At 38.9% G+C, this 26,472-nt stretch carries 26 protein-coding genes; 18 read left to right on the top strand and 8 right to left on the bottom strand.

The window, feature by feature from the left end; all coding sequences use genetic code 11:
• Nucleotides 1-2 precede the first annotated feature (2 nt).
• The 3 genes from CYK16_RS01720 to CYK16_RS01710 are packed head-to-tail and all read left to right on the top strand — an operon-like array spanning nucleotide 3 to nucleotide 2,063.
• Nucleotides 3-1,418 carry a Y-family DNA polymerase gene (locus tag CYK16_RS01720; RefSeq protein WP_101776557.1) on the top strand — a complete coding sequence of 472 codons (1,416 nt, stop codon included), beginning with the start codon at nucleotides 3-5 and terminating at the stop codon, nucleotides 1,416-1,418.
• Nucleotides 1,415-1,777, top strand: coding sequence for a hypothetical protein (locus CYK16_RS01715; protein ID WP_101776556.1), 363 nt, complete (start codon nucleotides 1,415-1,417; stop codon nucleotides 1,775-1,777). Before CYK16_RS01720 ends, CYK16_RS01715 begins: the two co-directional genes overlap by 4 nt.
• The gene (locus tag CYK16_RS01710) at nucleotides 1,770-2,063 is read left to right on the top strand and encodes a DUF5960 family protein (RefSeq protein ID WP_101776555.1); all 294 of its coding nucleotides are present in this window, start codon (nucleotides 1,770-1,772) and stop codon (nucleotides 2,061-2,063) included. The genes CYK16_RS01715 and CYK16_RS01710 overlap by 8 nt, the downstream gene beginning before the upstream one ends.
• A gap of 143 nt (nucleotides 2,064-2,206) precedes the next feature.
• Here CYK16_RS01710 and CYK16_RS01705 read toward each other — a convergent pair whose 3' ends face one another.
• Genes CYK16_RS01705 through CYK16_RS01680 form a run of 6 tightly spaced genes read right to left on the bottom strand, consistent with a single transcriptional unit; the run spans nucleotide 2,207 to nucleotide 4,626 of the window.
• Complete coding sequence (locus tag CYK16_RS01705) at nucleotides 2,207-2,683, bottom strand: glutathione peroxidase (RefSeq protein WP_101776554.1); 477 nt, start codon at nucleotides 2,681-2,683, stop codon at nucleotides 2,207-2,209.
• A complete protein-coding gene (locus tag CYK16_RS01700; protein ID WP_101776553.1) occupies nucleotides 2,680-3,258 on the bottom strand; it encodes a DUF3278 domain-containing protein in 579 nt (192 codons plus the stop codon). The genes CYK16_RS01705 and CYK16_RS01700 overlap by 4 nt, the downstream gene beginning before the upstream one ends.
• Before the next feature lie 26 nt (nucleotides 3,259-3,284).
• Nucleotides 3,285-3,611, bottom strand: coding sequence for a hypothetical protein (locus tag CYK16_RS01695; protein WP_101776552.1), 327 nt, complete (start codon nucleotides 3,609-3,611; stop codon nucleotides 3,285-3,287).
• 9 nt (nucleotides 3,612-3,620) lie between these two features.
• Nucleotides 3,621-3,863 carry a hypothetical protein gene (locus tag CYK16_RS01690; RefSeq protein ID WP_101776551.1) on the bottom strand — a complete coding sequence of 81 codons (243 nt, stop codon included), beginning with the start codon at nucleotides 3,861-3,863 and terminating at the stop codon, nucleotides 3,621-3,623.
• Between the two features lie 10 nt (nucleotides 3,864-3,873).
• On the bottom strand, nucleotides 3,874-4,416 hold the full coding sequence (locus tag CYK16_RS01685) for a DUF3278 domain-containing protein (RefSeq protein ID WP_101776550.1): 543 nt from the start codon (nucleotides 4,414-4,416) through the stop codon (nucleotides 3,874-3,876).
• A gap of 15 nt (nucleotides 4,417-4,431) precedes the next feature.
• Nucleotides 4,432-4,626, bottom strand: a complete 195-nt coding sequence (locus CYK16_RS01680; protein WP_001082471.1) for a helix-turn-helix transcriptional regulator — start codon at nucleotides 4,624-4,626, stop codon at nucleotides 4,432-4,434.
• 166 nt (nucleotides 4,627-4,792) lie between these two features.
• On the opposite strand from CYK16_RS01680, the gene rsmH reads away from it, so the two are divergent.
• The 5 genes from rsmH (at nucleotide 4,793) to CYK16_RS01655 (ending at nucleotide 11,947) form a co-directional block, all read left to right on the top strand.
• Complete coding sequence (gene rsmH / locus CYK16_RS01675; protein ID WP_050279758.1) at nucleotides 4,793-5,743, top strand: 16S rRNA (cytosine(1402)-N(4))-methyltransferase RsmH; 951 nt, start codon at nucleotides 4,793-4,795, stop codon at nucleotides 5,741-5,743.
• 9 nt (nucleotides 5,744-5,752) lie between these two features.
• Nucleotides 5,753-6,070 carry a cell division protein FtsL gene (ftsL, locus tag CYK16_RS01670; protein WP_000227822.1) on the top strand — a complete coding sequence of 106 codons (318 nt, stop codon included), beginning with the start codon at nucleotides 5,753-5,755 and terminating at the stop codon, nucleotides 6,068-6,070.
• 3 nt (nucleotides 6,071-6,073) lie between these two features.
• Nucleotides 6,074-8,326 (top strand): penicillin-binding protein PBP2X, encoded by a 2,253-nt coding sequence (pbp2x, locus tag CYK16_RS01665; protein ID WP_101776549.1) that lies wholly within the window; start codon nucleotides 6,074-6,076, stop codon nucleotides 8,324-8,326.
• Between the two features lies 1 nt (nucleotide 8,327).
• Complete coding sequence (gene mraY, locus CYK16_RS01660; protein WP_101776548.1) at nucleotides 8,328-9,308, top strand: phospho-N-acetylmuramoyl-pentapeptide-transferase; 981 nt, start codon at nucleotides 8,328-8,330, stop codon at nucleotides 9,306-9,308.
• Nucleotides 9,309-9,841: 533 nt separating this feature from the next.
• The gene (locus tag CYK16_RS01655) at nucleotides 9,842-11,947 is read left to right on the top strand and encodes an ATP-dependent Clp protease ATP-binding subunit (protein WP_101776547.1); all 2,106 of its coding nucleotides are present in this window, start codon (nucleotides 9,842-9,844) and stop codon (nucleotides 11,945-11,947) included.
• A gap of 62 nt (nucleotides 11,948-12,009) precedes the next feature.
• Here the strand turns inward: CYK16_RS01655 and CYK16_RS01650 are convergent, their stop codons facing one another.
• Together CYK16_RS01650 and CYK16_RS01645 are read right to left on the bottom strand one after the other, a co-directional pair.
• Complete coding sequence (locus CYK16_RS01650) at nucleotides 12,010-12,492, bottom strand: S-ribosylhomocysteine lyase (RefSeq protein WP_000032547.1); 483 nt, start codon at nucleotides 12,490-12,492, stop codon at nucleotides 12,010-12,012.
• Between the two features lie 94 nt (nucleotides 12,493-12,586).
• Nucleotides 12,587-14,071, bottom strand: coding sequence for a DUF1846 domain-containing protein (locus tag CYK16_RS01645; RefSeq protein ID WP_101776546.1), 1,485 nt, complete (start codon nucleotides 14,069-14,071; stop codon nucleotides 12,587-12,589).
• Nucleotides 14,072-14,223: 152 nt separating this feature from the next.
• Here CYK16_RS01645 and CYK16_RS01640 point away from each other — a divergent pair, with 152 nt between their 5' ends.
• The 10 genes from CYK16_RS01640 (at nucleotide 14,224) to CYK16_RS01595 (ending at nucleotide 26,466) form a co-directional block, all read left to right on the top strand.
• A complete protein-coding gene (locus tag CYK16_RS01640) occupies nucleotides 14,224-15,831 on the top strand; it encodes a glycoside hydrolase family 13 protein (protein WP_101776545.1) in 1,608 nt (535 codons plus the stop codon).
• A gap of 195 nt (nucleotides 15,832-16,026) precedes the next feature.
• Nucleotides 16,027-17,985 carry a peptide ABC transporter substrate-binding protein gene (locus tag CYK16_RS01635; protein ID WP_101776544.1) on the top strand — a complete coding sequence of 653 codons (1,959 nt, stop codon included), beginning with the start codon at nucleotides 16,027-16,029 and terminating at the stop codon, nucleotides 17,983-17,985.
• A gap of 378 nt (nucleotides 17,986-18,363) precedes the next feature.
• A complete protein-coding gene (gene cpsA / locus CYK16_RS01630) occupies nucleotides 18,364-19,809 on the top strand; it encodes an LCP family glycopolymer transferase CpsA (protein WP_101776543.1) in 1,446 nt (481 codons plus the stop codon).
• Between the two features lies 1 nt (nucleotide 19,810).
• Nucleotides 19,811-20,542, top strand: coding sequence for a capsular polysaccharide biosynthesis protein Cps4B (gene cps4B, locus CYK16_RS01625; RefSeq protein WP_101776542.1), 732 nt, complete (start codon nucleotides 19,811-19,813; stop codon nucleotides 20,540-20,542).
• An 8-nt stretch (nucleotides 20,543-20,550) separates the two neighbouring features.
• Nucleotides 20,551-21,243, top strand: coding sequence for a capsular polysaccharide biosynthesis protein CpsC (cpsC, locus tag CYK16_RS01620; protein WP_101776541.1), 693 nt, complete (start codon nucleotides 20,551-20,553; stop codon nucleotides 21,241-21,243).
• 9 nt (nucleotides 21,244-21,252) lie between these two features.
• Nucleotides 21,253-21,936 carry a tyrosine-protein kinase gene (locus CYK16_RS01615; RefSeq protein WP_101776540.1) on the top strand — a complete coding sequence of 228 codons (684 nt, stop codon included), beginning with the start codon at nucleotides 21,253-21,255 and terminating at the stop codon, nucleotides 21,934-21,936.
• Nucleotides 21,937-21,951: 15 nt separating this feature from the next.
• Nucleotides 21,952-23,319, top strand: coding sequence for a sugar transferase (locus CYK16_RS01610; RefSeq protein WP_101776539.1), 1,368 nt, complete (start codon nucleotides 21,952-21,954; stop codon nucleotides 23,317-23,319).
• Nucleotides 23,320-23,349: 30 nt separating this feature from the next.
• On the top strand, nucleotides 23,350-24,522 hold the full coding sequence (cps2T, locus tag CYK16_RS01605; protein WP_101776538.1) for a beta 1-4 rhamnosyltransferase Cps2T: 1,173 nt from the start codon (nucleotides 23,350-23,352) through the stop codon (nucleotides 24,520-24,522).
• Nucleotides 24,519-25,790, top strand: a complete 1,272-nt coding sequence (locus CYK16_RS01600; RefSeq protein WP_101776537.1) for a glycosyltransferase family 4 protein — start codon at nucleotides 24,519-24,521, stop codon at nucleotides 25,788-25,790. Before cps2T ends, CYK16_RS01600 begins: the two co-directional genes overlap by 4 nt.
• Nucleotides 25,780-26,466 carry an acyltransferase gene (locus tag CYK16_RS01595; RefSeq protein WP_101776536.1) on the top strand — a complete coding sequence of 229 codons (687 nt, stop codon included), beginning with the start codon at nucleotides 25,780-25,782 and terminating at the stop codon, nucleotides 26,464-26,466. The genes CYK16_RS01600 and CYK16_RS01595 overlap by 11 nt, the downstream gene beginning before the upstream one ends.
• Nucleotides 26,467-26,472: the final 6 nt, after the last annotated feature.

Genomic DNA, 26,472 nt, shown 5'->3' with positions numbered 1-26,472 from the left:
CAATGGGCTATTTTGATTATTCCAGAGAGCCCAAAAGTGACATTACCTTTGTCGATATGAAATCCTTTTATGCCAGTGTTGAGTGCGTGAAAAGGGGCTTACATCCGCTGAAAACCTCGCTTTGTGTCATGAGTCGTGCGGATAATTCAACTGGTCTTATCCTAGCCTCCTCTCCCCTGTTTAAGAAGATTTTTGGCAAGTCAAATGTTGGTCGAGCCTATGATTTGCCCTTTGATATCAAGACCCGCAAATTTTCCTACTATAATGCTAGAAAGCAGGGGTTGCCTACTGATTCAGACTATGTTCGCTACATCGAAAATTGGGCTCAAGTTACCTTGATTGTCCCTCCTCGAATGGATGAGTACATTGCAGTCAATATGGAAATTCAACGAATCTTTCAGAATTATGGCAGTCCAGATGATATTTATCCCTACTCTATCGATGAGGGCTTTATTGACCTGACTAGCTCGCTCAACTATTTCATCCCAGATAAGAGTCTCTCTCGCAAAAACAAGCTGGATATGCTTTCTGCTCGTATTCAGAGGGATATTTGGAGGCAGACAGGAATCTACTCTACAGTAGGTATGTCAAATGCCAATCCCTTACTGGCCAAGTTGGCTCTGGATAATGAAGCCAAGCACACTCCGACCATGAGGGCCAACTGGTCTTACCAGGATGTGGAAGAGAAGGTCTGGTCCATTCCCAAGATGACCGACTTTTGGGGAATTGGCAGGCGGATGGAGAAACGCTTGCATGCTCTGGGGATTTTTTCTATCAAGGAATTGGCAACCAGCAATCCCGACCAGCTAAAGAAAGCTCTGGGTCAGGCTGGTCTGCGTTTGTGGTTTCATGCCAACGGGATTGATGAGAGCAATGTTCATAAGCCCTATAAGGCCAAATCCAAGGGCTTGGGGAATTCTCAAATCTTGCCGAGAGACTACGTGAAGCTACGGGATATTGAAATTATTCTCCGAGAAATGGCAGAGCAGGTAGCTATTAGACTGAGAAGGTCTGGCAAGAAAACAACCCTTGTCTCTATCTATGTCGGTTTCTCTAAACAGGAGGCTAGGTCGTCTATTCACACACAAATAAAGATCGAACCGACCAATAATACAGCTGTCTTAACGAATTATGTTTTGAAGTTATTTCATAACAAATACACTTCTGGAGCAGTCAGAAGTGTCGGAGTTAACTATTCAGGATTTGTAGACGAGTCCTTTGGATTGATTTCCCTCTTTGATGATGTTGACAAGTTAGAAAAAGAAGAAAGGCTCCAGACGGCCATTGACTCCATTCGGGAACAATTTGGTTTCACTTCCCTTTTAAGAGCCAATGCACTGGAAGAAGCCTCTAGGAGTCTTGCTAGAAGCAAGCTGATTGGGGGACATTCTGCTGGAGGATTAGATGGATTACAATGATTGATCGTTCTTATTTACCTTTTCAATCCGCGCGAGATTATCAAGATCCAGGTATGCAGAAGTGGATGGGATTTTACCTCTCAGAACACACCAGTTCGCTCAGTGAAGAAAAAAACCATGTTGATTTTTCGATAGATTTGGACCCAGTTGAGAAGTTGAACTTGCTTTCTCAGCTTTATATTAGCCAGCTAAAGGGAAGTTTTGTGGTTAAGGAAAAGAGGCAGAAGGTTACTATTATCGGTGTGGTGAGAGAGTTATCACCTCAGACTCTATCTATTAGGACAAACGAGGGATGTAGGTTGATAGAGGTTGCAGATATCCTAGAAATTCGGCTGTGGGAGGAGGGAGTTTATGACTAGAAAAGAGCTGTATGAAAATAAATTACAGATGGATTATTTTTCAGATGACTATATTCGTTTTGAAGAGGATTTTCAAAAATACTCTGCCATGAACGTACCCTTGACTTTTTTGATCGATGACATCCTACGCACTATGGCCTTGAATCAGAAAAACTACTTTGTCCTAAACAAGGAGAATGCCAAGGATGGGCGGGAGCATCGCTTTTATTTTAGGGTAGTAACGGAAAAAGAGTGTCCTAGAAATAGAACCTATGCATATGCTGGGGTTAAAAATAGTAGTCAGTAGAGGGTTGTCTGCTGTAAAATGTATCATTTTTATAACACTTCATGTTTCATATCATGGGGTGTTTTTTTATTTGAGTCACAGCCAATCAAAAAATCTCACTATTCATTAGGCTAAAGGAGACCTAATCATAGTGAGATTGTGAATTATAGTAGGTTTTGTATGGCCTCTTCAATTTGTTTTGGGTCTGTTTTGGAAGAGAAACGCTCAAAGACCTGCCCATCTCGACCGATGAGAAATTTAGCGAAATTCCATTCAATTCGTTTTCCTAGTGGGCCAGATTTCTGGTCTTTTAGCCAAACATAAAGAGGATCTGCTTCCTTACCGTTGACCTTGACCTTTGCAAGACGTGGGAAGGTGGTTTGATAGTGTAGGCTACAGAAACTATTTATTTCCTCTGCACTACCTGGTGCTTGTCGCATAAACTGATTGCAAGGGAAGTCTAAAATTTCAAAGCCCTGATTTTGATAGCGGTCATAGAGTTCTTGGAGTCCTTGATACTGGGGCGTTAAACCACATCCAGTAGCAGTATTGACAACCAAGAGAACCTTACCACGATAGGCATCTAATGGGGTTTCTTGATTGTCTTGGTTTAAGACTAAAAAATCGTAGATTGAGGTCATTGTTTGCTTTTCTCTTTCTGCTTGGTATTTTTAGGCGTTTTCTCCTCCTGTAGGGATAGAAAGCCGTAGGTCAGGGTTCCAAAAATGCTACCGATAATTAGACCATACATCAGTAAAGGAACACTTTTATCGAATTGCATGAGTAACTTCACAAAATCTGAAAGGGACATCTGCTGAACGAAGACTTTATGAAAGATGAGTAGGGTAAAGAGGCCAATCTGAAGACTGATAAACACAATCCAGCTTCGGAATTTGATTTGGGCTTTGCTGTAGGTTTTGAGGATGATTTCTGACTTGTCATCTTTTTCCAAGTGGAGTTCTTTGACGGCTCTTTGAGTTTTTAAGGTAATGAAAAAAATGAGTCCAGAGTAAACATAGGGCATGGCATAGCGAACGACCTCTATGAAGCGTCCAAATAATAGATAAAACAAGAAGAGAAAGAAGGAAGAATAAACGATTTGGACCATGGAACGGGCACAAGCCTTGTAGATAATTTCTTGTCGGCATTCATCAAAAGGGCCTTGGATATGAAAGAGATTTCGGAGTAGGCGAGTGGTTAAGTCATCTTTTTTCATACTAGTAACCTCCTAAATGAGCAGTTTTACTGACTTTCTTTTACGAATTGATAGAGATAATAAAGATAAGTGATAGAAGAAAGGCTAGCGATAGTGAGCAGTAAATAATATTTCCAATTGCTTGAGATGACCATCAATTGTGGTAAAGATAGAATCATAAAGCACAGTGCTAAGTTGAGTATGCGCGTTTTTTGGGAGTCAATCTTTAGATAAGTCAGTCCTTTGTTAAGGGCTGGAACAAAGACTAGCCCGAGAAATATCTCGCTGATTGGCAAGTTCCCTGAAACGATGATGAAGATGAGCAGAGAACTGAACAAAAGATGATAGGTCAGTAAAGTTAGTAATGATTTCATAGGTACCTCCTAATCCTGGTCTTTTTTAGCTCTTGCAATACGAAGTGAGTCGACAATATGCATCATCACTCCGAAAAAGAAAGCTCCCAGTATAGTTTTAAAAATATGTTTTGTATTTAGAAGAGAAGTGATAAAATTTGGATTTTCACTTGTTAGGGTATCAATGAGTGGAATTATAAAAAATATCACTATTCCATAAATCGAACCTGCTTTCAGACCAGGATAACGTAACTGTTTCTTTTCTTTTTTCATAGGGCACCTCCTAATCCTCATCTTGATCTTTCTTAGTTTTTGCAATGCGACGGGAGATGAGGAACTGTATGCTCGCTCCGAAGAAAATAGAACCTAGAATGCTTGATACACCATTTCTTATAGTGAGAAGAGAATGAAAATAGTCCTGACCTTCACCTATGAGTATACCGAGAAGAGGAGTTATAAAAAACATCCATAGACCAAAGAACAAACCTGCTTTCAGACCTGGGTAGTGTAGTTGCTTACTTTCTTTCTCACTCAGCATATCTGGTTCAATAGTTGTAATCCCTGTTTTTTGCATTTGGTAGGTGACATAGCCAGCAGCGATGAGGGCAATCACTAAAATCAGAGGAGGATAGATTAGAGCCACTTCTTGAGGGTATTTATAGGCCAGAAGGAGTGGAATAAGATTTCCGAAAATCATCAGATAAAAGAGGATGATAAAGACTTGATTGCCGATACGATCAGCCTCGCGTCGTTTGTATTCGTCAAGTGGATCAGAAATACCGTATGTGCGCTTGATCAGTTTTTCAGTGAAGGTTTCTTTTTTCATGAGTTGGCTCCTTTTTTAAAAATTATCCTCCCAAAAGAGACTGTTGAGGTCAGTTTGGAGGCTGCGGGCGAGATTGAGACAGAGTTCCAGGGTTGGATTGTACTTGTCGTTCTCAATCATATTGATGGTCTGTCTCGAGACACCGATATCCTTGGCGAGTTCGAGCTGGGAAATGCCCAGTTCCTTGCGAAATTCTTTCACACGATTCATCTGGTCTCCTTTCTGATTTGTGTCGCATATATTTGACTACATTATATTCTTCTATAGAGTGAATGTCAAGCATATTTGACATATTTCTTAAAGAAATCTTACTTGTTTTTGGCCTATTTGTCTGACTAGTGCAAGCTAGTCAGATTTGTGGTAAAATAGATAAGATATGACAAAAGAATTTCATCATGTAACGGTCTTACTCCACGAAACGATTGATATGCTCGACGTAAAGCCTGACGGTATCTACGTTGATGCGACTTTGGGTGGAGCAGGCCATAGCGAGTATTTATTAAGTAAATTAAGTGAAAAAGGCCATCTCTATGCCTTTGACCAGGACCAGAATGCCATTGACAATGCGCAAAAACGTTTGGCACCCTATATCGAAAAAGGGATGGTAACCTTTATCAAGGATAATTTCCGTCATTTACAGGCACGTTTGCGCGAAGCTGGTGTTCAGGAAATTGATGGAATTTGTTATGACTTGGGAGTGTCTAGTCCTCAGCTGGACCAGCGTGAGCGTGGTTTTTCTTATAAAAAGGATGCGCCACTGGACATGCGCATGAATCAGGATGCTAGTCTGACAGCTTATGAAGTAGTGAACCACTATGACTATCATGACTTGGTTCGTATTTTCTTCAAGTATGGTGAGGATAAATTCTCTAAACAGATTGCGCGTAAGATTGAACAAGCTCGGGAAGTCAAGCCAATCGAGACTACGACTGAATTGGCAGAAATTATTAAGTCGGCCAAACCGGCCAAGGAACTCAAGAAGAAGGGGCATCCTGCCAAGCAGATTTTCCAGGCTATTCGAATTGAAGTCAATGATGAACTGGGAGCGGCAGATGAGTCCATCCAGCAGGCTATGGATATATTGGCTCTGGATGGTAGAATTTCAGTGATTACCTTTCATTCACTAGAAGACCGCTTGACCAAGCAATTGTTCAAGGAGGCTTCAACTGTGGAAGTTCCAAAAGGTTTGCCTTTCATCCCAGATGATCTCAAGCCCAAGATGGAATTGGTATCCCGTAAGCCAATCTTGCCAAGTGCAGAAGAATTAGAAGCCAATAACCGCTCGCACTCAGCCAAGTTGCGCGTGGCCAGAAAAATTCACAAGTAAGAGGAAAAAATGGTAGATAAGAAAGAAACAACCAGTCAATTCTTGCAGAATCGTATAAAAAAATTCTCCCGTGTGGAGAAGGCTTTTTATCTTTCCATTGCGTTTACAGCTCTCGTTTTGGCGCTGAGTATTATCTTTATGCAGACCCGACTCCTACAAGTACAAAATGATTTAACAAAAATCAATGCGCAGATAGAAGAGAAGAAGACAGAGTTGGATGATGCCAAACAAGAGGTAAATGAATTGTTGAGGGCAGAACGCTTGAAAGAAATCGCAAATTCTAAGGACTTAAAATTGAATAATGAGAATATTCGATCAGCGGAGTAAGATATGAAGTGGACAAAAAGAATAACCCGATTTGCGATTAGAAACCGTAAATCTCCAGCAGAAAACCGTAAAATAGTGGGGAAGTACATCAGCTTGTTAGCTGTCGTACTTTTCGCTGTCTTTTTGGTCAATTTTGCTGTTATTATCGGGAGTGGTAGTAAATTTGGAACGGATCTAGTCAAAGAGGCTAAGAAGGTTCACCAAATAACCCGTATAGTCCCTGCCAAACGTGGGACTATTTATGACCGAAATGGAGTCCCGATTGCTGAGGACGCAACTTCCTATAATGTCTATGCTGTTATTGATAAAAAATACAAATCAGCAACGGGTAAAATTCTTTATGTAGAAGATGCCCAGTTTAATAAGGTAGCAGAGGTTTTCCATAAGTATTTGGATATGGATGAGGCTTATGTGAAAGAGCAATTAGCTCAACCAAATCTGACCCAGGTTTCCTTTGGAGCAAAAGGAAATGGAATTACCTATGCCAATATGATGGCTATTAAAAAGGATCTAAAAGACGCTAGTGTTGAAGGAATTGACTTCACAACTAGCCCTAATAGAAGCTATCCAAATGGACAATTCGCTTCTAGTTTTATTGGTTTAGCTCAACTCCACGAAAATGAAGATGGAAGCAAGAGTTTGCTGGGAACTTCTGGGATGGAGAGTTCCTTGAATAGTATTCTTGCAGGGAAAGACGGTATCATTACCTATGAAAAAGATCGTCTGGGTAATATTGTCCCCGGAACGGAACAAGTTTCCCAGCAAACGGTAGATGGCAAGGATGTTTATACGACTATTTCTAGCACCCTTCAATCCTTCATGGAGACACAGATGAATGCTTTTCAAGAAAAAGTAAAAGGCAAGTATATGACGGCTACCTTGGTCAGTGCTAAAACAGGGGAAATTCTTGCAACAACGCAACGGCCGACCTTCGATGCTGATACTAAGGAAGGACTTACCAAGGACTTTGTTTGGCGTGATATCCTCTATCAAAGTAACTATGAGCCAGGGTCAACCATGAAGGTCATGACGCTCGCTGCTGCTATTGACAATAACACTTTCCCAGGAGGAGAAGTTTTCAATAGTAGTGAGTTAAAAGTAGCAGATGTTACTATTCGAGATTGGGACGTCAATGAAGGATTGACTGGTGGCAGAATGATGACCTTTTCTCAAGGGTTCGCTCTCTCAAGTAACGTTGGGATGACCCTTCTTGAGCAAAAGATGGGAGATGCTACCTGGCTTGATTATCTTAATCGCTTTAAATTTGGTGTTCCGACTCGTTTTGGCTTGACGGATGAATATGCAGGTCAACTTCCGGCTGACAATATCGTAAATATTGCTCAGAGTTCATTTGGACAAGGGATTTCAGTGACCCAGACGCAAATGATTCGTGCCTTCACGGCTATTGCCAACGATGGAGTCATGTTAGAACCTAAATTTATCAGTGCCTTATATGACCCAAATGACCAATCTGTTCGGAAATCTCAAAAAGAGATTGTAGGAAATCCTGTTTCTAAAGATGCAGCCAGTCTAACTCGAACCAACATGGTTTTGGTAGGAACAGATCCAGTTTATGGAACCATGCATAACCACAGTACAGGCAAGCCAACTGTAACTGTTCCTGGTCAAAATGTAGCTCTCAAGTCCGGTACAGCCCAGATTGCCGATGAGAAAAATGGGGGTTACTTGGTTGGTACGACCAATTACATTTTTTCGGCTGTATCAATGAACCCTGCTGAAAATCCTGATTTTATCTTGTATGTAACGGTTCAACAACCTGAACATTATTCAGGTATCCAGTTGGGAGAATTTGCCAATCCTATCTTGGAAAGAGCGGTGGCTATGAAAGATTCCCTTAACCTGCAATCTACCGCTAAAACGTTAGATCAGGTAACCAATCAAAGCGCTTATGCCATGCCTAGCATCAAGGATATTTCACCCGGTGATTTGGCGGAAGCCTTACGTCGCAATATTGTGCAACCAATCGTTGTAGGAACAGGAACAAAGATTAAAGAATCATCTGTAGAAGAAGGAACCAATCTTGCTCCTAACCAGCAAGTTCTCCTCTTATCTGATAAAGCAGAGGAAGTTCCAGATATGTATGGTTGGACAAAAGCAACCGCAGAAGCTTTTTCTAAGTGGTTAAATATAGAACTTGTATTTGAAGGTTCAGGTTCTACTGTGCAGAAGCAAGATGTTCGTGCTAACACAGCTATCAAGGACATTAAAAAAATTACATTAACTTTAGGAGACTAATATGTTTATTTCCATCAGTGCTGGAATTGTGACATTTTTACTAACTTTGGTAGGAATTCCAGCCTTTATCCAATTTTATAGAAAGGCGCAAATTACAGGCCAGCAGATGCATGAGGATGTCAAACAGCATCAGGCAAAAGCTGGGACTCCTACAATGGGAGGCTTGGTTTTCTTAATTGCTTCTGTTTTGGTTGCCTTCTTTTTTGCCCTATTTAGTAGCCAATTCAGCAATAATGTAGGAATGATTTTGTTCATCTTGGTCCTTTATGGACTTGTCGGATTTTTAGATGACTTTCTCAAGGTCTTCCGTAAAATCAATGAGGGGCTAAATCCCAAGCAAAAATTGGCTCTTCAGCTTCTAGGTGGGGTCGTTTTCTACCTTTTCTATGAGCGCGGTGGAGATATACTTTCTGTCTTTGGTTACCAAGTGCATCTAGGGATTTTCTATATTGTCTTCGCTCTTTTCTGGCTAGTCGGTTTTTCAAACGCAGTCAACTTGACAGATGGTATTGACGGTTTAGCTAGTATTTCAGTGGTGATTAGCTTGTCTGCCTATGGAGTTATTGCCTATGTGCAAGGTCAGATGGATATTCTTCTAGTGATTCTTTCCATGATTGGTGGTTTGCTTGGTTTCTTTGTCTTTAACCATAAGCCTGCCAAGGTCTTTATGGGAGATGTGGGAAGTTTGGCTCTCGGTGGAATGCTGGCAGCGATTTCTATGGCCCTCCACCAAGAATGGACTCTCTTGATTATCGGAATTATTTATGTCTTTGAAACAACTTCGGTTATGATGCAAGTAAGTTATTTCAAAATGACTGGTGGTAAACGTATTTTCCGTATGACGCCTGTGCATCACCATTTTGAGCTTGGAGGATTGTCTGGTAAAGGAAATCCTTGGAGCGAGTGGAAGGTTGATTTCTTCTTTTGGGGAATAGGGATTCTAGCAAGTCTCCTGACTCTAGCAATTTTATATTTGATGTAAGAATGGCACCCTGATGTTTCAGGGTGTTTTTGCATTCTAAAAAATATTGGTCAGTTAAAGTCAAAACTCTTGACCTTTTCTGACTAATGTAGTATATTATGAACGTAAGGTAAATGAAAGCCTTACTAGAACGCTTATACTCAATGAAAATCAACGAGCAAACTAGGAAGTGCTCAAAACACTGTTTTGAGGTTACAGATAGAACTGACGTGGTTTGAATAGATTTTCTAAGAGTATAAAAAACATTGGTCAATCAAAGTCAAATTTCTTGACCTTTTTTGACTAATGTAGTATATTATGAACGTAAGGTAAATGAAAGCCTTGCTAGAACACTTATTTAAAGTAAAATAGAAAGAGGTGGGGTCTATGTTTAATCTAGAAATCTTCAGAAGTAAAGATAGTCGACTCCTGCTTGAAAAAGAAAAACCAGAAATAGTACGTAGAGTAGCAATCTAGCTAGTCTAAATTTTTTAAAATAAAGGTCAAAGATAGTCAATATCAGTAATAATAAATAACAAAAAGAGGTAAAGAATATGAACAACAACTTTAATAATTTTAATAACATGGATGATTTATTTAACCAATTGATGGGTGGTATGCGAGGATACAGTTCTGAAAATCGTCGTTACTTGATTAATGGACGTGAAGTGACACCTGAGGAATTTGCTCACTATCGTGCGACAGGTCAATTACCAGGAAATGCAGAAGCTGATGGACAAATGCAACAACAGGTTTCAGGTATGAAACAAGATGGTGTCCTTGCTAAACTGGGTCGAAACTTAACAGCAGAAGCGCGTGAGGGCAAGCTGGATCCAGTCATCGGACGAAACAAGGAAATTCAAGAGACATCTGAAATCCTCTCACGCCGTACCAAGAACAATCCTGTTTTAGTCGGAGATGCAGGTGTTGGTAAGACAGCAGTTGTCGAAGGCTTGGCACAAGCCATTGTGAACGGTGATGTTCCAGCTGCTATTAAGAATAAGGAAATTATTTCCATTGATATCTCAGGTCTTGAGGCTGGTACTCAATATCGTGGTAGCTTTGAAGAAAACGTTCAAAATTTAGTCAATGAAGTAAAAGAAGCGGGAAATATCATTCTCTTCTTTGATGAAATTCATCAAATTCTCGGTGCTGGTAGCACTGGTGGAGACAGTGGTTCTAAAGGGCTTGCGGATATTCTCAAGCCAGCTCTCTCTAGTGGAGAATTGACAGTGATTGGGGCAACAACTCAAGACGAATACCGTAACACCATCTTGAAGAATGCAGCTCTTGCTCGTCGTTTCAACGAAGTCAAGGTCAATGCTCCTTCAGCAGAGGATACTTTTAAAATCCTTCAAGGAATTCGTGATCTCTATCAACAACACCACAATGTCATCTTGCCAGATGAAGTCTTGAAAGCAGCAGTGGATTATTCTGTACAATACATTCCTCAACGTAGCTTGCCAGATAAGGCTATTGACCTTGTCGATGTAACGGCAGCTCACTTGGCAGCTCAGCATCCTGTAACAGATGTGCATGCTGTTGAACGTGAAATTGAGGTAGAAAAAGACAAGCAAGAAAAAGCTGTTGAGGCAGAAGATTTTGAAGCAGCTCTAAACTATAAAACACGCATCGCAGAATTAGAAAAGAAAATCGAAAACCACACAGAAGATATGAAAGTGACTGCAAGTGTCAACGATGTGGCTGAATCTGTGGAACGGATGACCGGTATTCCAGTATCTCAAATGGGAGCATCAGACATCGAACGTTTGAAAGATATGGCTCATCGCTTGCAAGATAAGGTAATCGGTCAAGATAAGGCAGTTGAAGCTGTAGCTCGTGCTATCCGACGTAACCGTGCTGGTTTTGATGAAGGTAATCGCCCAATTGGTAGCTTCCTCTTTGTAGGTCCAACTGGGGTTGGTAAGACGGAACTTGCTAAACAATTGGCGCTTGATATGTTTGGAACTAAGGATGCGATCATCCGTTTGGATATGTCAGAATATAGCGACCGCACAGCTGTTTCTAAGCTAATTGGTACAACAGCAGGATATGTGGGTTATGATGACAATAGCAATACCTTGACAGAACGTGTTCGTCGCAATCCATACTCTATCATTCTCTTGGACGAAATTGAAAAGGCTGATCCTCAAGTAATCACTCTTCTCCTTCAAGTCTTGGATGATGGTCGTTTGACTGATGGCCAAGGAAATACGGTGAACTTCAAGAACACTGTTATTATCGCGACATCAAATGCTGGATTTGGCTATGAAGCTAACTTGACAGAAGATGCAGATAAACCAGAATTGATGGATCGTTTGAAACCATTCTTCCGCCCAGAATTCCTTAACCGCTTCAACGCAGTTATCGAGTTCTCACACTTGACGAAGGAAGACCTTTCTAAGATTGTGGACTTGATGTTGGCTGAAGTCAACCAAACCTTGGCTAAGAAAGACATTGACTTGGTAGTCAGTCAAGCAGCTAAAGACTATATCACAGAAGAAGGCTATGACGAAGTCATGGGTGTTCGCCCTCTCCGTCGCGTAGTTGAACAAGAAATTCGTGATAAGGTGACAGACTTCCACTTGGATCATCTAGATGCCAAACATCTGGAAGCAGATATGGAAGATGGTGGTTTAGTTATTCGTGAAAAAGCTTAACTCAAGATTTTGAGAATAAAAAAAGAAGGAACCAGCTGAAAAAACTGGTTCCTTTTTTGTGTTTAAATCACATGACGCTCAAAGGCATCATCTGAAATCCCTTGTTCTAGAATGAGTTTTGCCCATTCTTTAGCAGAAAAGAGGCTGTGGTCTTTGTAGTTTCCGCAAGATTCGATGGTTGTTCCAGGGACATCTTCCCAAGTAGTGGTTTCAGCGATTTCCTTGAGCGAATCCTTGATGACAGCTGCAATTTCAGCGCTGGTATGACGTCCCCACATAATCATGTGGAAACCTGTACGGCAACCAAATGGTGAACAGTCAATCATACCGTCAATGCGGGTACGGATGAGTTTGGCTAAGAGGTGCTCGATGGTGTGAAGTCCAGCAGTAGGGATTGAGTCTTCGTTTGGTTGCACCAAGCGAATATCATAATTGGAGATGATGTCTCCCTTTGGTCCAGTTTCTTCCCCAATCAAGCGAACATAGGGTGCTTTAACAATAGTGTGGTCAAGTTCAAAACTTTCAACAATAACTTCTTTTGACATGGTAAATCCTTTCAGTTTTCTAATTTCATTATAACATAAAGCCGGCTCCTGAGACAGAGAGAAAACCTCTCCGAGGGTGGAGAGGTTGAAATCTTTACTTACGATACAAGCGATCGTATTGGTAGTAAGGGTCAAAGGTTACGTTGATACCCAATTTACGAAGGACATTCTTGTCTTCATCTGTCAAGATGATAGTTGAGTGGGCTTCGCTTCCTTTGAGGTTGCCAAGTTCTTCCATAGCGCGGGCAGCATCAGGATTTTCTGTAGCTGTGATAGCAAGTGCAATCAGGATTTCATTTGAATGAAGGCGTGGATTGCGGCTACCCAGATGATCGATTTTAAGACCTTGGATTGGCTTGACAAGTTCAGGTTCGATGAGTTTTACTTCTTTAGCAATGTCAGCTGATTTCTTGATAGCGTTGATCAAGGCAGCGGCTGTTGGGCCAAAGAGCTCAGAGTTTTTACCAGTGACAATTTCCCCATTTGGCAATTCAAGGGCTAGGGCAGGACCACCAGTTTCTTCTGCCTTTTGACGGGCAACGACAGCAACCATACGGTCTGCAGGTGTGATGCCGAGGTCGTTCATGAGAAGTTCAATCTTCTTGACAGCAGCTTCGCCAACTTTTTCAGCTTTAAAATCAAGAACAGTTTGATAGTAACGGCGGATGATTTCTTGTTTAGAAGCTTCAACAGCAGCCTCATCATCTGTAATAGCGAAACCAACCATGTTGACACCCATGTCTGTTGGAGAAGCGTATGGAGATTCTCCGAGGATACGCTCCAACATGCGCTTGAGCACAGGGAAGATTTCGATATCACGGTTGTAGTTGACAGTGGTTTCTCCGTAGGTTTGGAGATGGAAGGGGTCAATCATGTTGACATCATCAAGGTCTGCTGTAGCAGCCTCATAAGCCAAGTTGACTGGGTGATGAAGGGGAAGATTCCAAACTGGGAAGGTTTCAAATTTAGCGTAACCAGACTTGATACCATTGATTTGGTCGTGGTACATATTTGACATACAAGTTGCCAATTTTCCAGAACCAGGTCCAGGAGCGGTTACGACGATCAAGTTGCGACTGGTTTTGATGTAGTCGTTTTTCCCCATACCTTCTGGAGAAATGATGTGATCCATATCAGTCGGGTATCCTTTGATTGGATAATGAAGATAAGAATCGATTCCGTTTTTATCTAACTGGTTGCGGAAGGCATCTGCAGCTGGTTGGCCAGCGTACTGTGTGATGACAACGGAGCCGACAAAAATTCCCAATTCATTGAATTTATCAATCAAGCGAAGAACTTCTTGGTCATAAGAAATGCCCAAGTCACCACGTGCTTTAGAATGCTCGATGTTGCTAGCATTAATGGCAATCACAACCTCAACCTGTTCTTTCAATTCTTGCAAGAGCTTGATTTTGTTGTCAGGCTCATAACCAGGAAGGACACGAGCAGCGTGGAAATCTTCTAACATTTTACCACCAAACTCCAAGTAGAGCTTGCCGTCAAATTGGTTAATGCGCTCCAAAATGTGGTCGCGCTGTAGATTCAAATATTGTTCAGAACTAAAAGCTTGTTTTTTCATTTTTTTACCTCTGACCTCTATTATAATAAAAAATTGGAAGTTAGGAAACTATGGAGTTAAAAAAGGAATCAAAAAGATTAGGCAAACGCTTGCACAAAATTCCCAAAAGCGCTATCATAGACTATAGATTATTAAAATAATGAGGTAAGAAGATGCAAGAAAAATGGTGGCACAATGCCGTAGTCTATCAAGTCTATCCCAAGAGTTTTATGGATAGCAACGGAGATGGAATTGGCGATTTGCCAGGTATTACTAGTAAGTTGGACTATCTAGCCAAGTTAGGAATTACAGCGATTTGGCTTTCTCCGGTTTATGACAGTCCTATGGATGATAATGGCTATGATATTGCTGATTATCAAGCTATTGCGGCTATTTTTGGGACTATGGAGGATATGGACCAACTGATCGCGGAGGCTAAGAAGCGCGATATTCGTATCATCATGGACTTGGTGGTCAATCATACCTCAGATGAACATGCTTGGTTTGTCGAGGCCTGTGAAAATCCTGACAGTCCTGAGCGAGACTACTACATCTGGCGAGATGAACCAAATGATTTGGAGTCTATCTTTAGTGGATCTGCTTGGGAATACGATGAAAAGTCAGGTCAATACTATCTCCACTTTTTCAGCAAGAAACAGCCGGATCTCAACTGGGAAAATGAGAAACTGCGCCAGAAAATTTACGAGATGATGAACTTCTGGATTGATAAAGGCATTGGCGGTTTCCGCATGGATGTCATTGACATGATTGGGAAAATTCCTGATGAGAAAGTAGTCAATAATGGTCCTATGCTCCACCCCTATCTCAAGGAAATGAATCAGGCAACCTTTGGAGATAAGAATCTCTTGACAGTGGGAGAGACCTGGGGTGCAACGCCAGATATTGCCAAGCTCTACTCTGATCCAAAGGGGCAAGAATTATCTATGGTCTTCCAGTTTGAGCATATCTGTCTTCAGTATCAGGAAGGGCAACCTAAGTGGCACTATCAAAAAGAGCTGAATATCGCTAAGTTAAAAGAGATTTTCAACAAATGGCAGACAGAGTTAGGAGTTGAGGATGGTTGGAATTCCCTCTTCTGGAACAATCATGACCTCCCTCGTATCGTCTCTATCTGGGGAAATGACCAAGAATATCGTGAAAAATCTGCCAAAGCCTTTGCAATCTTGCTTCATCTCATGAGAGGGACTCCTTATATCTACCAAGGTGAGGAGATTGGGATGACCAACTATCCGTTTGAGACGCTTGACCAAGTAGAAGATATTGAATCGTTCAACTATGCGCGTGAAGCTCTTGAAAAAGGCGTTCCGATGGAAGAAATCATGGACAGTATCCGTGTCATTGGACGTGATAATGCCCGTACTCCAATGCAATGGGATGAGAGCAAAAATGCTGGTTTCTCGACAGGTCAACCTTGGTTGGCAGTCAATCCAAACTATCAAGCAATCAACGTTCAAGAAGCGCTGGAAAATCCAGATTCTATTTTCTATACTTATCAAAAACTCGTTCAAATCCGTAAGGAGAACAGCTGGCTGATTCGAGCTGACTTTGAGCTACTTGATACAGCTGACAAGGTCTTTGCCTATATCCGTAAAGATGGCGACCGTCGTTTCTTAGTCGTGGCCAACTTGTCAAATGAAGACCAAGACTTAACAGTAGAAAGAAATGTTAAATCAGTCTTGATTGAAAACACCGTGGCTCAAGAAGTTTTTGAGAAACAAATCTTATCTCCATGGGATGCTTTCTGTGTTGAATTACTATAAATATTTTTTACAGAAAAATTTAAAAATGAAATCGTATAAAAACAAGGGAGGACTGTATGAAAGACAGAAATCCTTTGTTTTTTTATGACGAAAGTTTATAAACTTCCATTCTCAAAATTCAATTAACTTTACAAATTTCCTCTATTTTGGTAAAATAAACTTATGTTATAAAAACTAACATAAAGGAGAAAGAAGATGAATACAAAAAAGCGTGTTCTTAGTGCAGGCCTGACCTTTGCGGCTGCTTTGCTTTTAGCTGCTTGCGGTCAATCAGGTTCAGATACAAAAACTTACTCATCAACCTTTAGTGGAAATCCAACTACATTTAACTATTTATTAGACTACTACGCTGATAATACAGCCATCATTACCAACCTAGTTGATGGTTTGCTTGAAAATGACAACCACGGAAATTTAGTTCCATCTTTGGCGGAAGACTGGACTGTTTCAAGCGACGGTCTGACTTATACCTATAAATTAAGAAAAGATGCCAAATGGTTCACAGCTGACGGTGAAGAATACGCCCCAGTCAAGGCACAAGATTTTGTGACAGGTATCAAGCATGCAGTGGATAATAAATCACAGGCCATTGACCTGATTCAAAATTCAATCAAGGGCTTGAATGATTATATTACAGGAGCGGATTCTGACTTTTCTAAGGTTGGGGTGAAAGCAATCGACGACCAGACTGTTGAGTATACTTTGGCACGCCCAGAACCTTACTGGAACTCAAAAACAACCAACAGTATTCTTTTCCCAGTAAACGAAGAGTTTCTAAATTCAAAAGGGAAAGATTTTGGTACTCTATCTCCAGATAGTATTCTTTACAGCGGACCTTATTTGTTAAAAGATTTTACATCAAAATCATCGATCGAATATGTGAAAAATCCGCATTACTACGATCATGACAAAGTATCGATTGAACACGTGAAATTGGCTTACTTTGATGGCTCAGACCAAGAATTGACCATCCGTAACTTTGAAAGTGGAGCCTATTCTATTGCTGGCGTTTATCCAAATAGTTCTAACTTCGCTAAGACCAAGGAAAAATATAAGGATAATATCGTCTATAGCTTGCAGGACAAGACTTCTTGGTACTTCAATTTCAACGTCAACCGTAAGGCTTACAACCATACGTCTAAAACGACAGATGAGCAGAAGAAGTCAACTGAGTCAGCTGTCTTGAACAAGAACTTCCGTCAAGCGGTGAACTTTGCCTTGGATCGTACAGCTTATTCTGCCCAGTCAAATGGGGAAGAAGCGGCTAGCAAGACTCTTCGTAACACCCTAGTGCCTCCTACATTTGTCCAAGTTGGAGACAAGACTTTTGGAGAAGTAGTCGCTTCTAAATTGGTCAACTATGGCACAGAATGGTCAGGTATTAACTTGGCAGATGCTCAGGATGCCTATTTCAACAAAGAAAAAGCCCAAGCAAAATTTGCGGAAGCTAAAAAAGAATTGGCAAGTCAAGGTGTGACTTTCCCAATTCACTTGGATGTGGCAGTTGATCAGACAAGTAAAAATGCTGTGACAGGTATGAACTCTGTTAAGCAGACCCTTGAGTCAGTTTTAGGTGCTGATAACATTGTCATTGATGTTCAGCAACTTTCAACAGATGATTTTAATAACGTAGCCTTCTTAGCACCGACACCAGCTGATCGTGACTATGATTTGAACTTTGATGGTTGGGTAGGTGACTACCAAGATCCGTCAACTTATCTTAATCCTTTCAATGCTGAGGATGGGTTCTACCTCAAGATTTTTGGTCTAGATGCTCAAGAAGATAAAGCTAAGATTGCTAGCTTGAGGCTTGATACTTACACCAAGATGCTCAAAGATGCAGATAGTGAAAATAAAGATGTAGCCAAACGCTATGAAAAATATGCTGAAGCACAGGCTTGGATGATTGACAATTCTCTGATTATGTCAGCCATGTCAAGTGGTGGAACAGCATCTGTTACCAAAGTCACGCCATTTACAAGAGGTTATTCATTGGTCGGCATCAAGGGTGATGGCAATAACTACAAGTACATGAAACTGCAAAAAGATACTGTGACAACCAAACAGTATGAAGAAGCTAAGACCAAATGGGATCAAGAAAGCAAAAAAGCAATCGAAAAAGCTCAAAAAGAAGCAGAAAATCATGTAAAATAATGATGAGCAGTTCTATTGGATGATTTTTATAAAGTCGTCCTAATAGGGCTGTTTTTTGCTGTATGGGCTAGTAGTTGTCTAGTTATGTTGAATTGTAAATGAAATACTGTATTAATTTTGATGGTTTAATACTCAATGAAAATCAAAGAGCGACTGTGAAGCTAGCTCAAACTACAGCTTTGAAGTGGTGGATAGAACTGATGAAGTCGGTCACATATAGCAGGGTGAAACTGACGTACTTTGAAGAGCTTTTTGAAGAGTATAAGTGCTTATGATGTCCAAATAACCTATATCTAAGAATGTTTATAAACTCGCTAAATGTAGAATTTATCGTAAAAAAGTGATATAATGGTAACATTAAATGTATAGGTGTTAATCATGAGTAGACGTTTTAAAAAATCACGTTCACAGAAAGTGAAGCGAAGTGTTAATATAGTTTTGTTAACTATTTATTTATTGTTAGTTGGTTTTTTATTGTTCTTAATCTTTAAGTACAATATACTTGCTTTCAGGCACGTTAATATAGTGGTAGCAGTTTTTGCTGTGATTGTTGCTGTTACTGCCGCACTATTAATAATCTATAAAAAAGCAGAAAAGTTCACGATTTTCTTTTTGACACTAGCTGTTTTAGTGAGTTCAGTTTCTTTATTTACTCTGCAGCAATTTATAGGCTTTACAAGTCATATTAATGCAACTTCAAATTATTCAGAGTATTCTCTCAGTGTCGTCGTTTTAAAGGATAGTGATATCAATAATGTCACACAATTATCCAGTGTTATGGGGCCAACAGGTACGGATAATGAGAATATTCAAAAGCTAATCTCTGATATTAAGACGAGTCAAAATAAGGATTTGACGGTTGATAAAAGTACTTCTTACTTGTCAACTTATAAAAGTTTGATTTCTGGAGAGACCAAAGCCATTGTCTTAAATAGTGTATTTGAAAATATTATTGAGGCAGAGTATCCAGATTATGCTTCTAAAATTAAGAAAATTTACACTAAAAAAATGACCAAGGATGTTGAGACCCCTAAGGTATCTAAAGATCGCTTCTTTAATATCTATGTCAGTGGTATTGATACTTACGGTGCCATTAGTTCAGTTTCGCGCTCAGATGTCAATATCCTGATGACGGTCAATAGGGATACGAAGAGAATCCTTCTTACAACAACTCCACGAGATTCATATGTTCCTATTGCTGATGGTGGAAACAATCAAAAGGATAAATTGACTCATGCTGGTATATATGGAGTTGATTCATCTATTCATACCCTAGAGAACCTTTATGGTGTAGATATTAATTATTATGTTCGTTTGAATTTCACCTCATTTTTGAAATTGATTGACCTATTGGGAGGGGTAGATGTTTATAACGATCAAGAATTTACAGCTCTACATGGGAAGTTTCATTTTCCAGTGGGAAATGTCCATCTAGACTCTGAACAAGCTTTAGGTTTTGTACGTGAACGCTACTCACTAGCCGATGGAGACCGTGACCGTGGTCGCAACCAACAAAAGGTCATTGTAGCAATTATTCAGAAGTTAACTTCCACAGAGGCTTTGAAAAACTATAGTAGTATTCTTCAAGGATTGCAGGATTCCCTTCAGACAAATATGCCGATTGAGACTATGATGGATCTAGTAAATACTCAATTGGAAAGTGGAGGGAATTATAAAGTAAATTCTCAAGATTTAAAAGGGACAGGTCGGATGGATCTTCCTTCTTATGCAATGCCAGACAGTAGTCTCTATATGATGGAAATAGATGAGAGTAGTTTAGCTACAGTCAAAGCAGCTATACAGGATGTGATGGAAGGTAGATGAAATGATAGATATCCATTCGCATATCGTTTTTGATGTAGATGATGGGCCAAAGTCGATAGAGGATAGCAAGGCGCTTTTAAGAGAAGCTTATAATCAAGGAGTTCGAATGATTGTATCTACTTCGCATCGTCGAAAAGGGATGTTTGAGACTCCAGAAGAAAAAATTGCAACAAATTTTATTAAGGTTCGTGAAATTGCAAAAGAAGTAGCAGATGATTTAGTCATTGCTTATGGCGCAGAGATATACTATACTCTGGATGTTCTAGAAAAGCTAGAAAGAAAAGAGATTCCTACCCTTAATGATAGCCGTTATGCTTTGATTGAGTTTAGCATGCACACTCCCTATCGTGAGATTCATACGGGATTGAACAATATTTTGATGTTGGGAATCACGCCAGTAATTGCTCATATTGAACGTTATGATGCTTTAGAGAATAATGAAAAACGCGTTCGCGAACTGATTGATATGGGTTGCTATACTCAGATAAATAGTTATCATGTTTTAAAACCTAAACTCTTTGGTGAAAGATATAAATTCATGAAAAAGAGAGCTCGGTATTTTTTGGAACGTGATTTAGTTCATGTAGTTGCAAGTGACATGCACAATTTAGACAGTAGACCTCCATATATGGAACAGGCATACGATATCATTGCTAAGAAATATGGAGCGAAAAAAGCGAAGGAACTTTTTGTAGAAAACCCCAGAAAAATTATAATGGATCAATTAATTTAGGAGAAAATATGAAAGATCAAAACACTTTGGAAATCGATGTATTTCAACTATTCAGAGCTTTATGGAAAAGAAAGTTGGTCATTTTATTAGTGGCAATTATAACTTCTTCAGTTGCTTTTGCCTACAGTACTTTTATTATCAAACCTGAGTTTACTAGTACGACTCGGATTTATGTAGTTAACCGTAATCAGGGAGAGAAGTCTGGTTTAACCAATCAAGACTTGCAGGCAGGATCATACTTGGTTAAAGACTATCGTGAAATTATCCTATCGCAGGATGTTTTGGAGAAAGTTGTTTCTGATTTGAAACTAGATTTGACGCCAAAAGGTCTGGCTAATAAAATTAAAGTGACAGTACCAGTTGATACCCGTATTGTCTCTATTTCAGTTAATGATCGAGTTCCTGAAGAGGCAAGCCGTATCGCTAACTCTTTGAGAGAAGTAGCTGCTCAAAAAATTATCAGTATTACTCGTGTTTCTGATGTGACAACACTGGAGGAGGCAAGACCGGCGATATCACCGTCTTCACCAAATATTAAACGCAATACACTAATTGGTTTTTTGGCTGGGGTGATTGGAACCAGTATTATAGTTCTTCTTCGTGAACTTTTGGACACTCGTGTGAAACGTCCGGAAGATATCGAAGATGCACTGCAGATGACACTTTTGGGAGTTGTACCAAACTTGGATAAGTTGAAATAGGAGAGAGAGATGCCGACATTAGAAATAGCACAAAAAAAACTGGAGTTCATTAAGAAGACAGAAGAATATTACAATGCCTTGTGTACAAATATACAGTTGAGCGGAGATAAACTAAAAGTAATTTCCGTTACTTCTGTTAACCCTGGGGAAGGAAAATCAACTACTTCCATAAATATATCATGGTCTTTTGCGCGTGCAGGCTATAAAACTCTTTTGATCGATGGTGATATTCGAAATTCAGTTATGTCAGGAGTTTTTAAATCTCGTGAAAAAATTACAGGGCTGACAGAATTTTTATCTGGAACAACCGATTTATCTCACGGGTTATGTGATACAAATATTGAAAATTTATTTGTAGTTCAATCGGGATCTGTATCACCAAACCCTACAGCCTTGTTACAAAGTAAAAATTTTAATGATATGATTGAAACCTTGCGTAAATATTTTGATTATATTATTGTTGATACAGCACCTATTGGAATTGTTATTGATGCGGCAATTATCACTCAAAAATGTGATGCGTCCATCTTGGTAACAGCAACAGGTGAGGCGAATAAACGTGATGTCCAAAAAGCAAAACAACAATTAGATCAAACAGGGAAACCATTTTTAGGTGTCGTTCTCAATAAATTTGATATTCAACGCGAAAAATATGGTTCTTACGGTGGTTATGGTAATTATGGTAAAAAATAACCTGGGGAAGATTTTATGGATGAAAAAGGATTGAAAATTTTTCTGGCAGTATTACAGAGTATTATTGTCATTTTATTGGTTTATTTTCTTAGCTTTGTTAGAGAGACAGAAATTGAACGTTCTTCGATGGTTATACTATACCTTCTCCACTTTTTTGTATTTTATTTTAGTTCCTATGGTAACAATTTTTTTAAAAGAGGGTACCTAGTTGAGTTTAATAGTACTATAAGATATATTTTTTTCTTTGCAATAGCTATAAGTGTATTAAACTTTTTTATAGAGGAACGGTTTAGTATCTCTAGAAGAGGAATGGTATACTTCTTAACTTTAGAAGGAATATCCTTATACTTGTTGAATTTCTTAATAAAGAAATATTGGAAGCATGTGTTTTTTAATCTAAAAAATAGCAAGAAAATTTTACTGTTAACAGTAACGAAAAATATAGAAAAAGTTCTTGATAAATTGCTAGAATCTGATGAACTTTCATGGAAATTGGTAGCAGTAAGTGTTTTGGATAAATCTGACTTTCAACATGATAAAATACCTGTAATTGAAAAGGAAAAAATTATTGAATTTGCAACGCATGAAGTTGTGGATGAGGTGTTTGTCAACCTTCCAGGAGAGAGCTACGATATTGGAGAAATTATCTCTAGGTTTGAGACAATGGGGGTAGATGTAACTGTAAATCTTAATGCATTTGATAAGAATTTGGGTCGCAATAAACAAATTCATGAGATGGTAGGATTGAATGTAGTTACTTTCTCTACAAATTTTTATAAAACCAGTCATGTGATTTCAAAGAGAATTCTCGATATTTGTGGTGCCACTATTGGCCTTATTATTTTTGGTATAGCTAGTCTAGTTTTAGTTCCATTGATTCGTAAAGATGGCGGACCAGCTATTTTTGCTCAAACTCGTATAGGGAAAAATGGTCGACATTTTACCTTTTATAAATTCCGTTCGATGCGGATCGATGCTGAAGCTATCAAAGAACAGTTGATGGATCAAAACACGATGCAAGGTGGTATGTTTAAGATGGACAATGATCCTCGTGTTACAAAAATTGGTAGCTTTATTCGTAAAACCAGTTTGGATGAATTGCCACAATTTTGGAATGTCTTTATAGGAGATATGAGTTTGGTGGGGACGCGTCCACCGACAGTAGATGAGTATGATCAGTATACTCCAGAACAGAAACGTCGACTCAGCTTTAAACCTGGTATTACAGGTTTATGGCAGGTTAGTGGCCGTAGTAAAATAACCGATTTTGACGATGTTGTAAAATTAGATGTGGCTTATATTGATAATTGGACAATCTGGAAAGATATTGAAATTTTGTTAAAAACTGTTAAAGTTGTATTTATGAGAGATGGAGCGAAGTAATTTCTGTATATCCATCATATTAGGAGAGAAATGAAAAAGTCAGTTTATATCATTGGTTCAAAAGGAATTCCTGCTAAGTATGGAGGATTTGAAACTTTTGTTGAAAAATTAACAGCCTTCCAACAAGACAAGGCTATCCAATATTATGTGGCTTGTATGCGTGAAAACTCTGCAAAATCAGGGATTACTGAGGATGTTTTTGAACATAATGGTGCTATCTGTTATAACGTCGATGTCCCCAATATTGGTCCGGCGCGAGCCATAGCATATGATATAGCAGCAATTAACAAAGCGATTGAAATTGCTAAAGAAAATAAGGATGAAGCTCCTATCTTTTATATATTAGCTTGTCGTATTGGTCCTCTCATCAGTGGGATTAAGAAAAAAATTCAGGCGATAGGTGGGACTCTTCTAGTTAATCCAGATGGTCACGAGTGGTTACGAGCTAAGTGGAGCGCTCCAGTTCGTCGTTATTGGAAAATTTCCGAAGGTCTTATGGTCAAACATGCAGATCTTTTAGTGTGTGATAGTAAGAATATTGAAAAATATATCCAAGAAGATTATAAACAGTATCAACCTAAGACAACCTATATCGCTTATGGGACTGATACAACACGCTCCATATTAAAGAGTAGTGACGAAAAAGTACGTTCTTGGTTCAAAGAGAAGAATGTTTCTGAGAACGAGTATTATCTAGTTGTAGGACGATTTGTTCCAGAGAATAACTATGAATCTATGATTCGTGGCTTTTTGGCTTCTAACTCTAATAAGGACTTTGTTTTAATTACAAATGTAGAACAGAATAAATTTTATAATCAGTTGTTGGCAAAAACTGGTTTTGATAAAGATTCACGAGTGAAATTTGTAGGGACAGTCTACGACCAAGAACTTCTGAAGTATATTCGTGAGAATGCCTTTGCTTACTTCCATGGGCATGAAGTGGGGGGGACAAATCCTTCGCTACTGGAAGCATTAGCATCAACAAAGTTAAATTTACTACTCGATGTTGGTTTTAATCGCGAAGTTGGGGAGCAAAGTGCGATCTATTGGGAAAAAGACGAACTATCACAAGTGATTGAGGAAGTTGAACAATTTAATGAAAAAATGATTGATGAGTTAGATAGACAATCAAATCAGAGAATTGCGGATGCTTTCACTTGGGAAAAGATTGTTACAGACTACGAGAATTTATTTAAAAAATGAAAATATTACATTATACTTTAGGATTTCAACCTCAGCGAACAGGTGGCTTGATTAAATATGCTGAGGATTTAATACTAGAGCAAATTGCTCAAGGTCATCAAGTGATTGCCCTATATCCTGGTAATATTCGGTTACTTTCGAAAAAAGTAGGAATAAAGAAGGTATCATCAAGACAGTTTGAGTGTTATGAACTGCTTAATAGCTTACCTCTGGCTCTATTTTGGGGGATATCCAGTCCAATTGCTTTCATGACCCCTTGTGATAAAAATGTTTATAGTACTTTTTTAGAAGAAGTACAACCCGATATTATCCATATTCATTCGTTTATGGGATTACATAAAGAATTCATCGAGATTGCTAAAAACATGAATATTAGAGTTGTTTTTACGAGCCATGATTATTATGGATTAGCGCCCGTACCTCATTTCTATTTTAATGGGGTGGATTATAGTGATAAAAATACAAACTTAACATGGAATATTATGTCTTCCAATGCTTTAAGTGTGAAAAAACTAAGACTTTTTCAGATTTCATTTTATCCTACTATTCGTAAACTTTTGAAACTATTAGGGAAAAATCCAAAATCTAAAAAGAATTTAGTTATTCGAGATGTTATTGAGGAGCAAGATTTTAGTGAGCTTCGACACTATTATAATGAGATGTTCCATTTGATAGATGGTTATTTGTTTAATAGTAGTCTAGCAAAGAATGTATATGAGCAAAATGAAATTAAACCAACCAAAAGTACAGTATTATCTATAACAAATAGTTCAATTAAACAGCATCAAAGATTGACAACTACAAATGATAAAATTCGAGTCGCTTATATTGGTCCGGATGAAGAATATAAAGGATATTTTGATTTTATTGAGTTTGCTAAAACTTTAGACCTAGAGTTATACGAAGTTGCAACTTATGGTCACTTTCCAAATGAAGAATGTCCTTCATTCATTGAACAAAAAGGATATTTTACCAAGGAAACGATTGATAGTGTCTATGAAAATATTGATATTCTTATTGTTCCAAGTAAGTGGAAGGAGACATTTGGATTGATAACAGTAGAAGCATTATCCTATGGGGTAAATGTTTTTGTGAGTGAAAATGTTGGATCAAAAGACTTACTTCCAGAAACACATGTTTTTAAAAATCAGAATGACTTAGTAGTTAAAGTTATAGAAAATGATATAGAAAATACAAAATTAAAAACTATAGATGAACACTCGAAAGAAGTGATTCAGTATTATGAAAGAGTGATAAATGATAGTTGAGAGCTTAATAAAAAAGATTACAGGAAAAGCAGTAGACATTCACCCTGATGTACCCATGGCGTATATACTACAAAGAGGTATGAACTATGGTTTTGGACTCTTTCGTGGATTTGTACGTGGAATCGGATTTGGTCAAAAGGGGAAGCGTTTATTCATTGGACAAGGAGTTTCTATCTTAGCAAAGCGTAAATTATTTGTTGGGAAAAATGTTCGAATTGGTAAAAAGGTGTCCATAGATGCACTGTCGAAAGAAGGAATCCATTTTGCAGATAATGTGAAGATTGGAGATTATTCTCAAATTATTGGAACAGGATCTATAAAAAATATGGGGATTGGCTTGAAAGTTGGTAAGAACTCATCTTTTTCAGAATATAGTTTATTTGGTTCTGCTGGAGGTATCACAATTGGTGATAATGTTATCGCAGGTCAGAATGTTCGTTTTCATGCTGAAAATCATAATTATAGTGATTTAGATAAACTCATTCTTGAACAAGGTGTATCTCGAAAGGGAATTTCAGTAGGACATAATTGTTGGATTGGTGCTGGAGCTGTTTTTTTGGATGGGTCCAGCATTGGTTCAGGTTGTGTTGTTGGAGCGAATGCTGTTGTCACTAAGCAGTTTCCAGATAATGTTATCATAGGTGGAGTACCAGCTAGAATACTGGCCTATAGATAGTGTTTA

It is taken from the genome of Streptococcus oralis subsp. dentisani (genome assembly GCF_002860905.1).
GTDB lineage: Bacteria > Bacillota > Bacilli > Lactobacillales > Streptococcaceae > Streptococcus > Streptococcus oralis_BA.
This window is presented reverse-complemented; position numbering and strand designations above follow the sequence as displayed.

Excerpts from the sequence above, each read along its gene's own strand:
- CYK16_RS01720 (WP_101776557.1), top strand. The coding sequence starts at position 3 with ATGGGCTATTTTGATTATTCCAGAGAGCCCAAAAGTGACATTACCTTT.
- CYK16_RS01715 (WP_101776556.1), top strand. The coding sequence starts at position 1,415 with ATGATTGATCGTTCTTATTTACCTTTTCAATCCGCGCGAGATTATCAA.
- CYK16_RS01710 (WP_101776555.1), top strand. The coding sequence starts at position 1,770 with ATGACTAGAAAAGAGCTGTATGAAAATAAATTACAGATGGATTATTTT.
- CYK16_RS01705 (WP_101776554.1), bottom strand. The coding sequence starts at position 2,683 with ATGACCTCAATCTACGATTTTTTAGTCTTAAACCAAGACAATCAAGAA.
- CYK16_RS01700 (WP_101776553.1), bottom strand. The coding sequence starts at position 3,258 with ATGAAAAAAGATGACTTAACCACTCGCCTACTCCGAAATCTCTTTCAT.
- CYK16_RS01695 (WP_101776552.1), bottom strand. The coding sequence starts at position 3,611 with ATGAAATCATTACTAACTTTACTGACCTATCATCTTTTGTTCAGTTCT.
- CYK16_RS01690 (WP_101776551.1), bottom strand. The coding sequence starts at position 3,863 with ATGAAAAAAGAAAAGAAACAGTTACGTTATCCTGGTCTGAAAGCAGGT.
- CYK16_RS01685 (WP_101776550.1), bottom strand. The coding sequence starts at position 4,416 with ATGAAAAAAGAAACCTTCACTGAAAAACTGATCAAGCGCACATACGGT.
- CYK16_RS01680 (WP_001082471.1), bottom strand. The coding sequence starts at position 4,626 with ATGAATCGTGTGAAAGAATTTCGCAAGGAACTGGGCATTTCCCAGCTC.
- rsmH (WP_050279758.1), top strand. The coding sequence starts at position 4,793 with ATGACAAAAGAATTTCATCATGTAACGGTCTTACTCCACGAAACGATT.
- ftsL (WP_000227822.1), top strand. The coding sequence starts at position 5,753 with ATGGTAGATAAGAAAGAAACAACCAGTCAATTCTTGCAGAATCGTATA.
- pbp2x (WP_101776549.1), top strand. The coding sequence starts at position 6,074 with ATGAAGTGGACAAAAAGAATAACCCGATTTGCGATTAGAAACCGTAAA.
- mraY (WP_101776548.1), top strand. The coding sequence starts at position 8,328 with ATGTTTATTTCCATCAGTGCTGGAATTGTGACATTTTTACTAACTTTG.
- CYK16_RS01655 (WP_101776547.1), top strand. The coding sequence starts at position 9,842 with ATGAACAACAACTTTAATAATTTTAATAACATGGATGATTTATTTAAC.
- CYK16_RS01650 (WP_000032547.1), bottom strand. The coding sequence starts at position 12,492 with ATGTCAAAAGAAGTTATTGTTGAAAGTTTTGAACTTGACCACACTATT.
- CYK16_RS01645 (WP_101776546.1), bottom strand. The coding sequence starts at position 14,071 with ATGAAAAAACAAGCTTTTAGTTCTGAACAATATTTGAATCTACAGCGC.
- CYK16_RS01640 (WP_101776545.1), top strand. The coding sequence starts at position 14,224 with ATGCAAGAAAAATGGTGGCACAATGCCGTAGTCTATCAAGTCTATCCC.
- CYK16_RS01635 (WP_101776544.1), top strand. The coding sequence starts at position 16,027 with ATGAATACAAAAAAGCGTGTTCTTAGTGCAGGCCTGACCTTTGCGGCT.
- cpsA (WP_101776543.1), top strand. The coding sequence starts at position 18,364 with ATGAGTAGACGTTTTAAAAAATCACGTTCACAGAAAGTGAAGCGAAGT.
- cps4B (WP_101776542.1), top strand. The coding sequence starts at position 19,811 with ATGATAGATATCCATTCGCATATCGTTTTTGATGTAGATGATGGGCCA.
- cpsC (WP_101776541.1), top strand. The coding sequence starts at position 20,551 with ATGAAAGATCAAAACACTTTGGAAATCGATGTATTTCAACTATTCAGA.
- CYK16_RS01615 (WP_101776540.1), top strand. The coding sequence starts at position 21,253 with ATGCCGACATTAGAAATAGCACAAAAAAAACTGGAGTTCATTAAGAAG.
- CYK16_RS01610 (WP_101776539.1), top strand. The coding sequence starts at position 21,952 with ATGGATGAAAAAGGATTGAAAATTTTTCTGGCAGTATTACAGAGTATT.
- cps2T (WP_101776538.1), top strand. The coding sequence starts at position 23,350 with ATGAAAAAGTCAGTTTATATCATTGGTTCAAAAGGAATTCCTGCTAAG.
- CYK16_RS01600 (WP_101776537.1), top strand. The coding sequence starts at position 24,519 with ATGAAAATATTACATTATACTTTAGGATTTCAACCTCAGCGAACAGGT.
- CYK16_RS01595 (WP_101776536.1), top strand. The coding sequence starts at position 25,780 with ATGATAGTTGAGAGCTTAATAAAAAAGATTACAGGAAAAGCAGTAGAC.